This is a genomic window from Photorhabdus bodei, from assembly GCF_003287735.1.
GTDB lineage: Bacteria > Pseudomonadota > Gammaproteobacteria > Enterobacterales > Enterobacteriaceae > Photorhabdus > Photorhabdus kayaii.
The window spans coordinates 1-12,797 of the sequence record NZ_NSCM01000007.1 but is presented as its reverse complement, the minus strand read 5'-3'; the positions used below and the strand labels follow the sequence as shown (position 1 = coordinate 12,797).

11 protein-coding genes and 2 pseudogenes are annotated in these 12,797 nt (G+C 41.2%); all 13 read right to left on the bottom strand.

Going from position 1 to position 12,797, the window contains the following annotated elements:
* Window positions 1-4 precede the first annotated feature (4 nt).
* The gene (locus tag CKY02_RS07160; RefSeq protein ID WP_112894761.1) at window positions 5-1,180 is read right to left on the bottom strand and encodes a phage tail sheath family protein; all 1,176 of its coding nucleotides are present in this window, start codon (window positions 1,178-1,180) and stop codon (window positions 5-7) included.
* A 54-nt stretch (window positions 1,181-1,234) separates the two neighbouring features.
* Window positions 1,235-2,629: a phage tail sheath family protein gene (locus tag CKY02_RS07155; RefSeq protein WP_112894760.1), complete on the bottom strand. Its 1,395-nt coding sequence runs from the start codon at window positions 2,627-2,629 to the stop codon at window positions 1,235-1,237.
* Window positions 2,630-2,640: 11 nt separating this feature from the next.
* Entirely contained in the window at window positions 2,641-3,723 is a 1,083-nt protein-coding gene (locus CKY02_RS07150) for a phage tail sheath family protein (protein ID WP_112894759.1), read from the bottom strand.
* A gap of 174 nt (window positions 3,724-3,897) precedes the next feature.
* On the bottom strand, window positions 3,898-4,347 hold the full coding sequence (locus CKY02_RS07145; RefSeq protein WP_112894758.1) for a phage tail protein: 450 nt from the start codon (window positions 4,345-4,347) through the stop codon (window positions 3,898-3,900).
* Window positions 4,348-5,009: 662 nt separating this feature from the next.
* Window positions 5,010-5,216 carry a hypothetical protein gene (locus tag CKY02_RS26660; RefSeq protein WP_390894141.1) on the bottom strand — a complete coding sequence of 69 codons (207 nt, stop codon included), beginning with the start codon at window positions 5,214-5,216 and terminating at the stop codon, window positions 5,010-5,012.
* 124 nt (window positions 5,217-5,340) lie between these two features.
* Window positions 5,341-5,619 carry a type II toxin-antitoxin system TacA family antitoxin gene (locus tag CKY02_RS07135; RefSeq protein ID WP_112894757.1) on the bottom strand — a complete coding sequence of 93 codons (279 nt, stop codon included), beginning with the start codon at window positions 5,617-5,619 and terminating at the stop codon, window positions 5,341-5,343.
* A gap of 178 nt (window positions 5,620-5,797) precedes the next feature.
* Entirely contained in the window at window positions 5,798-6,661 is an 864-nt protein-coding gene (locus tag CKY02_RS07130; RefSeq protein ID WP_112894756.1) for a cytotoxic necrotizing factor Rho-activating domain-containing protein, read from the bottom strand.
* Window positions 6,662-7,002: 341 nt separating this feature from the next.
* Window positions 7,003-7,986 (bottom strand): hypothetical protein, encoded by a 984-nt coding sequence (locus CKY02_RS07120; RefSeq protein WP_112894755.1) that lies wholly within the window; start codon window positions 7,984-7,986, stop codon window positions 7,003-7,005.
* Between the two features lie 269 nt (window positions 7,987-8,255).
* Window positions 8,256-9,173, bottom strand: a complete 918-nt coding sequence (locus CKY02_RS07110; RefSeq protein ID WP_112894753.1) for a DUF7587 domain-containing protein — start codon at window positions 9,171-9,173, stop codon at window positions 8,256-8,258.
* Window positions 9,174-9,328: 155 nt separating this feature from the next.
* Window positions 9,329-10,231, bottom strand: coding sequence for a Pvc16 family protein (locus CKY02_RS07105; protein ID WP_112894752.1), 903 nt, complete (start codon window positions 10,229-10,231; stop codon window positions 9,329-9,331).
* Between the two features lie 24 nt (window positions 10,232-10,255).
* On the bottom strand, window positions 10,256-12,322 hold the full coding sequence (locus CKY02_RS07100; protein WP_112894751.1) for an ATP-binding protein: 2,067 nt from the start codon (window positions 12,320-12,322) through the stop codon (window positions 10,256-10,258).
* A 9-nt stretch (window positions 12,323-12,331) separates the two neighbouring features.
* A pseudogene (locus CKY02_RS25615) lies at window positions 12,332-12,568 on the bottom strand (contractile injection system tape measure protein); the annotation flags it as partial.
* A 26-nt stretch (window positions 12,569-12,594) separates the two neighbouring features.
* Window positions 12,595-12,797: pseudogene (locus tag CKY02_RS07090) on the bottom strand (IS4 family transposase); the annotation flags it as partial.

The window sequence follows — 12,797 nt, the reverse complement described above, 5'->3', positions numbered from 1 at the left end:
TAACTTAGCGGGTGATACCGATATAGGTATCGAATGTCAGGTTTAGCTCAATAAATTCTGCTGGAATTAAGACCGCAAGGCTGATTTTTATGATCATTTTTCCGGCCTGTATATCGGCTTCACTCATTGATTCACCCACACCCAATAACACCTTGAACGCTTGATCTTCTTGGGTGCCTCGTAGCCCGCCGTTTAACCATAACTGACGCAGCCAGTTATGGGCTTGCCCTTTAAACTTCATCCAGGTGATGGCGTTATTGGGTTCAAAAACGAAAGCCCGGCCGAGTTGAGTCATATGGGCTTCGATATAAGAAACCAGACGACGGATTTGGATATAACGCCAGAGGGAATCGGGAGTATTGTCCAAGGTTCGGCATCCCCAGATCCTAATGCCTTTGCCGGGAAAGCTGCGCACCAGATTCAGCGAGGCGCCATCCGGGTTAAAGAGCGCATTCGCTTCAATATAAGAGTGTACCGGACTAATTACTTTGGCTAACGCAATGTTGGCCGGAGCGGTCCATACGCCTTGCTGGTTATCGTTACACTGGATGATGGCAGCCACGGCGGCGGTGGGTGAAAGTACGATAGGGTTTTGCGCATTATCCTGATAGGCGCTTTTCAGCCGCGGCCAGTATACCGCGCCCCATTGTCGATCAGCGGAAGAAAACCGTTTTAAACACTCAGCGGCGAATGTTGGATTATCTGGGGCATCCAACAATCCCATGATACCGCGTCGGCTCTTGCAAAGATTGAGCACCGATTGCCAAAATTGTAACCAAAGATCTCTTTGAGTGTAGGAGGTTTCTGCCTGATTAAAGCGGATAACATCCGGGGTGATAATCAGGGTAATGTCGTTCTCTGCGGAAATCGTTTGTGTCAGCCACGCTTGTTGTAGTGCGGTGATCAATGACGGAAAATCGCTTAATTGTTTCTCCGTACCCAGTGACAGCACATAAGCTTGTTGGCCGCCGTTTTCAAAGAAATGGCGCACGGAATAGTACATTAATCCTGACTCAGGAAATGACTGGGCAAAATCGGCCAGACTGTTAAGTTTGATAGCCGTTTTATTGACCAGCGACGAGGTATAACCAATAAAAACCGGTATACCGATCAACGTGTCATCTTGCTTTGGGGATATCAGATTTTCTGTGACGGTGACGCTCGGCTGTGTTATCTCCATTATCGTCTCCTTAGCGACTGAATAGACGCGGTGTTTAACCGCGTCTCAGTACGATTACTGTGCTACATGTTGTGAAAACTGAAGGATAATAAATTCAGTCGGACGTACCGCGGCCATGCCCACTTTGACAATCATTTTCCCTTGTTTAATGTCGTCGTCAGACATGGTGATACCTTTACCAATCTGAACAAAATAGGCTTCCTGCGGTTTATTTCCCGCTAATGCCCCTTGTTGCCATAAGGAATAGAGATAGTTGTCAATGGCTGACTTCACTCGTTCCCAGGTGGGTTGACTATTGGGTTCAAAGACGGCGGATTGCATGGCTTGTTTGATATCCCGCTCTGCGCTGTTAAAGAGACGCCGTACCGGAATGTAACGCCAGTTGTCATCATTTTGCAGAGTACGTGCGCCCCATACTACAAATCCCCGATGGTTGAAGTAGCGGATGGCATTGATGCCCTGTTGATTCATAGTGCCTTGTTCATCGTCATTGAGTCGTTCAGTGACATCACTAATTCCGCTTAACACGACATTCGCCGGGGCTTTCCAGACACCACGGCTGGCGTCAGTGGCGCAGTAGACTCCCGCCATCACTGCGCTGGCAGGAATAGTATTGCCGTTGGCGGCTATTTTGTCCTGTATTGCTTTAGCTGCTTGCTGGTAGACAGTGAGGTTTTTCTGTTTGAGTTGCGCCAGATTTGTGATTGCATCGGGTTTTGTTTCTGCATCTTCATAACTTGAAACTGCAATCAGGCTATCTTCCACAGGAATAAGTTGTGAGACTTTCACCGCCGGATAGTAAGTTGCGGTTTGCGATTGCATATTAACGCCAGGTATGCTGGTTTTAGTTTGGCTGTCAGCGATAAGGAAATAGCCGGCATTCAATAATGCGGGTGTTAAGCTGTTGTATATTGCGCTCTGGTAAGAAGAATCCTGTTCAGGGCAGACGATTAAAGTAATCTCCAGAGCTTGTTCAATTAACTCAGGGATTAATGCCGAAGTGGCAGTATCTTGGGGATTAGCAACCGGCAGGATATAACAAGGTCCACCGCCATTTTGAAAATAAAGTTTTACCGCATCACTACTTGTTGTGTAGGTACCGACAGTCACAGCGTAAGTGTAACCGGAGCCTGTATCACCCGCGTTAAGAGCGATATCGGTTGTCGCGACAACTGTTGTATTGTCCGCAACTTTCCCGGAAGGCGGAGTGGGAGGCGGTGGCGTTGGTTTGGTCGATGTGATGGCGATTGACGTAATACAACCGACATTAAATAGATTCGTAAAATCCAGCCAGCTACTAACACGTACCGCTTTTGGGGTTGTGCTGGTTTTTTTAGGTTGGAAACGGCCAATAAAAACGGGTATTGCGGTGTTCCCGTGGCTGACAGAGAGCGATAATGACGCATCTTCTTCAATATAAACGCCGGGATAGGTCGGTGTTGTTGGCATGAGACCTCCGATTATTGTGCGATATTCTGTGTGAACTGCAAGATAATGAATTCGGCTGGACGAACAGCGGCCATGCCGATTTTGACGATCATTTTGCCCTGCTTGATATCGTCATCAGTCATAGTGATGCCTTTACCGATTTGAACAAAATAAGCCTGTTCAGCTTTGCTGCCCATCAACCCGCCTTGCTGCCAGAGGGAATGGAGATAGTTATCAATCGCCCGGCGTACAGCTTCCCAGGTTGGTTGGCTGTTAGGCTCAAACATCGCGAAACTCATGGCATTTTTAATGTCCCGTTCCGCGCTGTTAAACAGGCGGCGAACCGGGATATAACGCCAGTTATCGCTGTCCTCAAGGGTTCTGGATCCCCAGACCAGCGTACCGCTCTTAGGAAAGGTACGGATCATATTCAGCGCCTTACCTTGGTTATATTTTCCTTGCAGGTCGTCGGTCATCGGATATTTAGGTTGTAATCCTCCTTGAACAGGAACATTGGCGGGAGCTTGCCAGACGCCTCGGCTGTTATCGACATTGGCATAAATACCGGCCATGACGGCACTCGGTGGAATATCAACCAAGGCTCTCTTTTCTCCCCATTCAGCGGTCAGCCAGGGGTAGTAAACCGCGCCATATTGGGTTGCTGAATAAGATTTAAGAACATCGTCTGGTTGTAGACTTGAGGTTATTTGAGTTGTTGGGCCATCAAAAATGGCGAATAATCCTTTGCCTAATTGACAAAGTGTTCCGACGGCGGTGGTGATCTCTTCTCCGGCGGCAACCAGTAGCGTGACATCATCAAGTACCGGCACTTGTTTTTCTAAATCTTGCGTTTTGACGAGATAAGCATATCCACCGCCGTTAATAAAATAGGCGCGCAGTGCGATATCCAGTTTATCGGAAGGATTAAATTGTCCACCTTTTAGTGTCAGATACTCCAGCCAGTTACTGACGCGAATATAGGGCTTACTTGATATTAATGAATTATTATTTGCGACGGCAAAAACAGGCACTGCCGTTGCACCCGAGCGAACCGAGAGTGCGAGTGAAGCGTCCTCTTCAATATAAACGCCGGGATAAGTTGGGGTTATTGGCATATTGCCTCCAAGTTCTTGTGCGATATTTTGCGCAAACAGTAGGATGATGAATTTGGTCGAACTAATGGGCCATGCCAATGTTGATCATCATGTGTTAGCGTATGGATAATTGGCGATGTCAGGCGATTGTTTTCTTTAATATAAACACCGGGATAGATCGTTATTGTCGATCTATTAAGGTGCTTGAATGGTGACTCGATCCGCGACCAGTGCGATTTCTTGAATAGCGATATCGTTGCTGGTGGCATCAAAAGAAGGGGAGGTGAATGACGTTGGGAAGGCATTTATCACATTCCAGGTCATTAGAATTTCGGTGCCGGCTTCGTTGGTCAGGCTAATGGCGATATCTTTTTTCTCAACCTGATTAAGTTGAATAGAATTAATCCAGTCAAAAAGCTTAGTGTCGCCGGAGAAGACCCCTTTACGCAGGGTAATATTGATCGATTGACGTTGGCCCGGCATTTTATAGTAATTACCGGTACCATCTTTATACTCGATGACGTCATGAGAAATATCTAGCCCGGAAACGTTGTTAAAAGGAATTTTCTCATCACCAATAGAGACAACAAACCGATAAGCAGGAATGGGATAGTCAACAGCAATTTGTTCTGGAGTTATAGCCATGATTTTTTCCTTGATTGTTTACATTTGAAATATAAGGAAAACGTCTATTACTTTGTTTTCCTTAGTACCTAACGATTGGGTATAGCTACCGCAACAACCTGATTTATAGAGGTTATTTTTTATATGAAATAATTTAGAGCCTATTCCTCTTCATTACAAAAAGGCCAAATAAAATAGCCTCAATGTGCTAGGTAGTTATTTGACGATTATTTAAATCACCTCTCGTGAAACGAAATAATTATAGATACGGAATTTACAAGTGCGATTATCAATTAATAATAATAATGATTGTTAATTGATATAGCAGGTTTTGATAATTTTATGCATCAGCATATCTTGATTGATTTCTATAAATAGGGAAATAAAAACGCCCGTAACTTTAATCTGGATTAATACTTCAAATCCATGCTATCGCTTATTGCCAGATGGTTGTGTTTTGTTTTTCAAGTTATACCCGTTATCTTTCAAGTTGCCTCTTTGTTGGCTGCACTCACTCACCCCGGTCACATAGTTTGCTATGCTCCCGGGGATTCACTCCCTTGCCGTCGCGATGCGTTTTGAAATCCATGGGGTATATCATTATTTCATTTTGGTACAATTGACGCCATGTAACAAAGATGCCTGGAGGCAATTGTAACTTCGGGGATATTTGATTTATTCATTCAGAGTTTCCCTGCTATCATCAGCGCTGCGTGGATTGTTTTAAACGGCAGCAACAGTGATAAAGGAGCATCCAATAATGGAACAGCACTATATCCCGCATACCAGTTAGCGACACGCTCATTTTTAGCATCAATCAGCAACGCAATCCCACCTGCCTGAGCTGCAAGTGATTGCTCCCCGCCGTAAAAAACGGCGAGGCTTCCCACTTCTCAGGCTCATGATTCTGCCTTGTATGGCGATATAAAAACTGATTCAACAAATCATCGCCACAATCGAAGGCTGCACGATCATGATGCTTGCTGATGGGTTCTTCGTGCCAAGATAGTAACGTCATGGCAGTTCCGGCAAAGCAAAGGCAACAGCCATGAGCTTATTGTTGGGAGCCGGTGGATTATCCAAAAGGTCCAGGACATATAAACTGTCTTTCTCTGTCAGTTCAAGTCGTTCGTTCTCATCGATAATCTTACGCGATGCCGAGACGACGTTGTGGATCACAAATTCGGTCAGATTGGTGTGTTGTATGGCTGCTGCACGCATCAACAGTGATTTTTCTTCAGAGGTAATACGCAACGACATACGGTTATTGGTTTCTACTGGGATTTGAGGCATGATTGAAGTTCTCCATTTTGTACGCATTAAAATAGTACACATACTAGATGTGGGTATATAACAATCAGTACACTTTCAAAGTGTACATGATGAGTGTCAAATACAAACGTTTTTAGTACAACTGCGACGGCTATTGATCAGACTCCGCATATTCCAGGTGAGTGTCACATCTGGCAGACTATAACAACCGTTTTTTGAGTGAATTGATAACCTCAATACTATTACCGTCTTTACCAGGTGAAACGATGGCGTCCTCCGATAATACTTTGACGTTCACCTTACCGTTATCATTAGCCAGCAGTGCATAGCTATAGCCGGCTCTAATAACCGGTCTTCCCGGCTTGATTTCATCGTAGTTAAAAACACTGACATTTTCTGCGGTATTATCAATCACAACCGCCTGTTTTCCCATATAGGTAATAACGCTCTGATCATATTCTGCGAAAATATTCACTAAATCGTTATTTTGTTGGTTAACCGCAATCGGTTTGCCATCCGATAAAAGGGCTTTATGACTCTGCCCGGTAGTGACAACACCATCCTGCCCGGTTTTCCATTCACCATCACCCGGTTTCTGGCCCGTATGATAGGCAAAGAAATAATTGTCCTTCACGGCATACACCATGGTACAACCGCTTAATGCCCCGGACGTGACAATGACCGGATACCCAGGCCGAATATCTCGCAAGGCAATTTTTATTCCTACGGTTCCCGATGCGCCATTAACTACATTAATGCCGGTAATATTGTGGCCTAATCTATTTTTTCCCCAATGTCTTCCTATCGTTCCAGAACCCGATTCTGAAGAGGTTACTTGGTCACCACGAAATCCCATAATAACATCATGAAAAGGATTCTCCTGATCTGAGTCACTATTTTCCAAAGGTCTCGCCTGAGTAAACTGCTGATGGCTGTCATAGCGATGCGCTATCACCGGTATGTCGATTGGGGCATTATCGCTACCCACTAATAATCCCTTGTTCTTTAGCGGGGAAATATGCCCTTTATTAAGTTTGCTGTCTGCGGTGGAGTGTTTGAACATTAATAAGTCCTCTAATTAATTAAATTTGCTACGTTTAAGATTTATCTGAAAATAATTATTCAGATGATCTGATGCTATGAGTTTGAAATCCATAAGGCATATGTATTTAATCATAAATTTAAAGAGTAGGTATTTAATTGAGAGCTATTTTCAGATTTGTCTTGTTTTTACTATCAACATTTTGATGCAATAATTACCTGACCAATCAGAAAAATAATAAAATAGATGAATTTTGTTCTAAGATAATTAACCCTTCCTATTTTTTGTTTGGTATATTTACACCTGTTAATTTTATAATGAGAAATATATTAAAAATAATTAATATATATACCCTATGGATTTCAAGATGCATCGCGGCGGCAAGGGAGCGAATCCCCGGGAGTATAGATAACTATGTGACCGGGGTGAGTGAGTGCAGCCAACAAAGAGGCAACTTGAAAGATGACGGGTATAGAGTGATTATCATTGACATCCTTCCTATTATACCCAGAGACTTTCATATCTTTGGAGGTAAAGGTGTCGGCTTCAATTGAGGGTTTATTGAATGGCAACCAACTAGATTTAGTTTTTATATTTATGATATTAGGGGCTGCGGCTATTTTCTGATAGTGAAGTTGCCATTGCTTTTTCTCAGGGTTAAATTTTAAAAATGCAAAACCATAGGTATTTTCCATAACTTTACCATCAGCTTCGTGATATCCATAATCGCGGAATTCCATTGCCGTAATCATACCCATCCCATGATCAATATTTTGATTATTATATTCAACGTCTTCTTGACCACCTTGTACGTGCCGAACCCGGAGAGTATCTTTATTCATTTTATCGACAACAAATGAACATCCACTAAAGCCTGGGGTAAATACATATTGTGGATGGCGACTGAGATTGGGTTGTACCGGGATATCAACATATCCTCCTTGTGGGGCCCAATAAGCTGAAATAGACATGTCTTTATCCGGCATTTCTTCTTGATAGGTATCGATAATTTTTAATGCGTTGAATGGCAGAGTTTCATCCGATGGTTTAATTTGTAGTGCCTTGAATACCAAATCTCCGCCTCCTTCTTTGTTATTCAAAATATTTTTTACGCCTTCTGACATTTCTATTTTTTGCGGATTAATTAAATCGGTAATAATCGGTTGTGAAGTCAATGCACTTTCACTTAATATATCAGATATTGCTATGGAACTGGCGCTATATTGTTTTTGTTTCGAGGGGGACGGCATAAAAGGTTGTGCGCCTTTTATATTTCGTTCATTCCCTGTTCTTAGTTTTTTCTGTAATTGTAAATCTAATCCTAATCCCAATGTGCAGCTATTCATAGTATTATACCCTATGGATTTCAAGATGGATCGCGACGGCAAGGGAGCGAATCCCCGGGAGCATAGATAACTATGTGACCGGGGTGAGTGAGTGCAGCCAACAAAGAGGCAACTTGAAAGATGACGGGTATATATTCATTAGAATATATCGAGCATTTTTTCGCTCTATTTCCTGAGTGGTTAACTTTTTCACTGTATTTGTTGTTTGGCATATTATTACCTGTTAATTCTTTATAAGAAATCTACTGAAAAGAAGTATATGACATACTTTAGCTATCCGTACGTGTTCTTACATTTATCGGTTTCTTACGTTTTTTAAAAACAGGTGATTCCAAAGATATGTCGGCACTATTGTATAAGGAAACAGTTTTTTTCTCCTCAAAGATGATTTTTTCTTCTGGAATAGTTTTTTTTCCCGGAACACTCGGATTAAGACCTGCAATTTGTTTTATTTCCTCTGGGTTATTAATCACACGTATGATGGCGCTGCCCGGTATTTCTGGTGAAATCAGTACTTCCTTATCTCCAAAGGCGTTTTCAGCAATGTTGCTCTCCATAGCATTAAAGAATGTATTATTTGGTTTAGTTAAATCGAAGATTTTAGTCGTATCAGGTAATTTTCGGACGTCGATTTCCACTATTGGAGACCAGTTTTTTTCTGGCCTGTTTCTTCTTTCTGAAGCAGGTCCAGCGCCATTCCAATTTTTTACGGTATTCTGCACGGCGCCTTCTTTATTACCTGTAGAGATGTAGGGGCTTAATATGTTATCGCCGGAAACATGTTGTGCAATTGGGGTGTTAGCCGTAGGAGCGGTTGCCTTGATTGGTGCATCTTTTGGCCATTCTGTCAGTTTTCTATATTCAGCCGCCCTGTCTAGATGTTTATCTTTAAGTTTCACAAATAGATCGCCATCAGGAGGCACAACTATTTGATTTTCTGTGGTAGGTTCCCTTTTATCAGTAGCTATTATTCGGATCGCACGAAATAGTGTATTTCTACCGGTTCTATTGAGGAAATCCGTTGGTGTTTCATGCATATTTTCTATATTCAAAGTATCGCGTGGCTGATTATGCCGACTACTTTGAGGAAGATCTAATGCTTGTACAAACAATTTCTCGTCAGAATCCTCTGATTGTGTTGAGCGTTTTCTTTTCCTATCATTGGTTTTATCATGTTTATATACCATATTATCACCTATTAATTATCAGTAAGAAGTAGGTTGGAAATGAATAATATATAAATTAATATATACTATTGTCATTTTATTTTTTAAAGATAAAGAAAATCAAGTTTAATATATTAATGTAAGTTTTTATTATTACCTTATATAAATAATAAATTTTAAATGACAATTAAATCATTAGAGTTTTCTTTAGAAACAATGATACCGATACCATTTATCTCAACAACAGCACTCTGGCTATTTTGCCATTTTGTAATAATATCCTCTATTTTCGGTAAATAATTTGAATGAGTAATGCCTGAAATATTAAGAATTATACTTTTATTTTCCTGACTTTCATTATTGACTGTAGGGAATTCAGTAATCAGATTGATTTTAGCCAGAGCAAGACGTACATCTTCTGTACCACCTAATTCGGAATATAATTTATCTGTTAAAGCTTGGTTTATTTTTGAATTATCAAGATTTTGTTTTTGATCTACAGAAGCGGAAATTTTGCTGATTGGTATGACACTGTGTTCAATATTTTGTAATTTCATTGGAACGGTAATGGAATAGAGTAAAGAGAGACGTGGGCGATTGCCAAGCGCTTGCCAGAAATTACCCAAGCTATTTAAATTCTCCTGTTGGGGAATAATTCGAGTATAGGCACCGGGAATGCCGGTTAATTGACGGTTGTTAATTAATGCATTCAGAATACGAGTCATCACTTTCGCCGCCTGATTATTGGGCTGACTATCCGGGCTTGAACTGTCGCTTGATGGTTTATTGGCATCCCAGTAAGTAATTAAATAGTTACAATTGATATTGACCCATCCCGGTAATAGTGTGCTGGTCATCGGGTTATAGCGTCTTGGTTCGGCAGAACGTAATTGAAGATCTTCATTGATATCATAAAGAAATACACTGACCGTTGGTTCAGACTGAATGGAATTAATTTCGGGTAGATCAAAGCGGATATCAATCTTATTGGCATTGGTATTTAAATACTGGGATAAAATATTATTTAATGCTGTGTTCACTTCAATAATAGCATTGTCAGAAGCAATTAAGGTTGTCATGTTTATTCCTATTCTATTGAATGTTTAAAAAGCCAATCGGCCAGTTTTATTTAATTCGAGTGTAACCGCCCGATCTAAATGTTGATTTTCGATTTGTTCACAGTGATTATTTTTCGCTAACATTGATGCTAATAAAGCAATATTTCTGATATTAGCCCCGGTCAAATCAGCTCGTTCAGCCAGATATTCAAAATCAACTTCATTGGATAATGTCAGTTGTTCCGGCCAGATGGCTTGCCACATTTTTTTACGCAATGTTTCATCAGGGTAAGCAAAACGGGTAATAAAGGTAAAACGGCGGTTAAATGCGCTATCTAAATGGCTGCGATTATTGGTGGCTAAAATCACTAATCCCGGATAATTTTCCAATCGTTGTAATAAATAAGAAACTTCAATATTGGCATGTCTATCTTGAGCGTCTTTGGTTTCACTGCGTTTGCCAAATAATGCGTCGGCTTCATCGAAAAATAGCACGCCGGAATCAGCTTCGGCCAGATCGAAAATACGGGAGATATTTTTCTCCGTTTCACCGATATATTTATTCACTACGGTAGAAAGATCGACTTTAATCAGATCAACGCCAAGATGACCAGCAATCACTTCTGCGGCCATAGTTTTGCCGGTCCCGGATTCTCCGTAAAATAGCGCACTAATACCGGTACCGTAACCTATTTTTTCCTGAAAGCCAGTAGCCAGAATTTGCTCACGGTAATGAATGGCGGCAATAATCTCTTTTAATTGCTGCGCTAATACATCTGAAATGACTAAATCATTGAAGCTGCGTTTGGGGGTTATCCGCTGGGCTAATTTACCGAAATTCTGTTGAGCACGGAAACTTAATGCCTTACGCAAATCGATTTCTTCTAATTGACCTTCCGATTGTCGGAGTATTTGGTATTGATTCGCTTCTTTAAGGATTTGCGGTAATGTTTCCGCAGTAAATGAAAAACGCTGACATAATTGCGTCACATTTATTTTCTGGACTACCTTATCCGGTAAGCTTTCTTTCAGCATTATTTCTTTATCTGCCAGTGTGAGGGCTGGCATATCAATTTGCACCATTGGTAGATGTTTAATCCAGACTAATGAGTCTTGTGGTTCAGCCAGACAAACCACGCGTAATTTGGGTTGATTCAATAAAGTGGAGAATTCACTATGCAATATTTTCTTTTCATCTTTGAGCAAAAAAAAATTGCGAATTAATAAACAGCCATCATGTAATCGTGCTTCCCGTACTGCATCTATCAGCAAGTTAGGGTTATTTTCCTCCGGCAGTTGAGCTAAGTCTAGAGTTAATGTACTGATATCATGAAATGCCATAATATTGCTTACCGCTAATTCTCTGGCGCTATCTTGTTTTCCTCTGAGTATGACTAGCGGGCGTAGTTCATCGGTTTTATTTAATAATATCTTTTCAAGTGAAGGGTAAAGGGATTGTGGATACCAACAGTGTGAGGCAGGAGAATGCCAATAAGCACAAGTTGTCAGGGGTGGTAAAATAACCCGTTGGCCTGATAAGAAATGCCAGACAGCACTGTGAGTTAGAAATTGAGTTTGTAACCAAATAGACTCTTCGTGGTTATTAAGCCGTAATAGTTGATAACTGATTAACGGTGTTTGCGGTAGAAAGCTATTTTGTCGTAATTGCCGATCACGTTGGCGTTGGCTAAATAATTCAATGGCTAAGTCAAAGCTAGGCCACTGTTTTTTACTATTACCGTGCAGAACAGCAAATAACGCATGATAACGGCTATCAAAATGCGGTAATAAACCTAATAATAAAACATCCCGTTCAAATTCAGTGAGATCAAAACGTTCAACTAATTGTGATAATGTATTGGGGTTTTCTTCGATTTCAGGGGAATTAATAATATCATCCTGTTTGGTGACCCAATGGGGAATGACTTGTGGTTTTGCCAGACGTTGCTTTAATTCATCTTCGGTAAGGAGAAAACTCTCCGGTAAATAATCGTATTTTTCTCTGTTTTGGTAATAGTAATATTGTAACCGCAGATCAATACGTTCCAGATGGGGATAAATCCAGCGTAATTCTGTTGCCATGTAATGGTTGTTTTTAAGTAGAGAATTCATATAAACCTGTTAAATATTTTTCCAGTCGATTAATAAAGAGCGATCCAGCCAGGGAAGTCTGGCGATATTTAATGGCCACGGCCAATCAGCTAACAGCGCATCAAATGGTTGTTGCTGGATGGTGATTTTGATTTCTTGCTCATTTGCTAATAATTCCCCCGGTCGTTGTAAAAACAGTTGGCGGACGTCATTACGGCTTAACTTTTTCCAGCCGGGAAGTTGAGCAATAACGGTATCCAGCCATTGCGCTGAGGAATCCCCACAAATCAGCGCTAATAAATCAAAACCATATTTTGGTAGATTTTGGCGAGGTGCTTGAGTGTTTTATTAAGCACTATTTCAAATAATATTAGCGGAGAATGGCGTAATACATTCTCCGCTAATGTTAGGTGAGAGATGACTCTTCTTGATTTGATACTATTTGCCTGATAATTAAGGTGTATTCCTTTATTTTCGGCATAAAAACCAATCAGCC

Excerpts from the sequence above, each read along its gene's own strand:
- CKY02_RS07160 (WP_112894761.1), bottom strand. The coding sequence starts at position 1,180 with ATGGAGATAACACAGCCGAGCGTCACCGTCACAGAAAATCTGATATCC.
- CKY02_RS07155 (WP_112894760.1), bottom strand. The coding sequence starts at position 2,629 with ATGCCAACAACACCGACCTATCCCGGCGTTTATATTGAAGAAGATGCG.
- CKY02_RS07150 (WP_112894759.1), bottom strand. The coding sequence starts at position 3,723 with ATGCCAATAACCCCAACTTATCCCGGCGTTTATATTGAAGAGGACGCT.
- CKY02_RS07145 (WP_112894758.1), bottom strand. The coding sequence starts at position 4,347 with ATGGCTATAACTCCAGAACAAATTGCTGTTGACTATCCCATTCCTGCT.
- CKY02_RS07135 (WP_112894757.1), bottom strand. The coding sequence starts at position 5,619 with ATGCCTCAAATCCCAGTAGAAACCAATAACCGTATGTCGTTGCGTATT.
- CKY02_RS07130 (WP_112894756.1), bottom strand. The coding sequence starts at position 6,661 with ATGTTCAAACACTCCACCGCAGACAGCAAACTTAATAAAGGGCATATT.
- CKY02_RS07120 (WP_112894755.1), bottom strand. The coding sequence starts at position 7,986 with ATGAATAGCTGCACATTGGGATTAGGATTAGATTTACAATTACAGAAA.
- CKY02_RS07110 (WP_112894753.1), bottom strand. The coding sequence starts at position 9,173 with ATGGTATATAAACATGATAAAACCAATGATAGGAAAAGAAAACGCTCA.
- CKY02_RS07105 (WP_112894752.1), bottom strand. The coding sequence starts at position 10,231 with ATGACAACCTTAATTGCTTCTGACAATGCTATTATTGAAGTGAACACA.
- CKY02_RS07100 (WP_112894751.1), bottom strand. The coding sequence starts at position 12,322 with ATGAATTCTCTACTTAAAAACAACCATTACATGGCAACAGAATTACGC.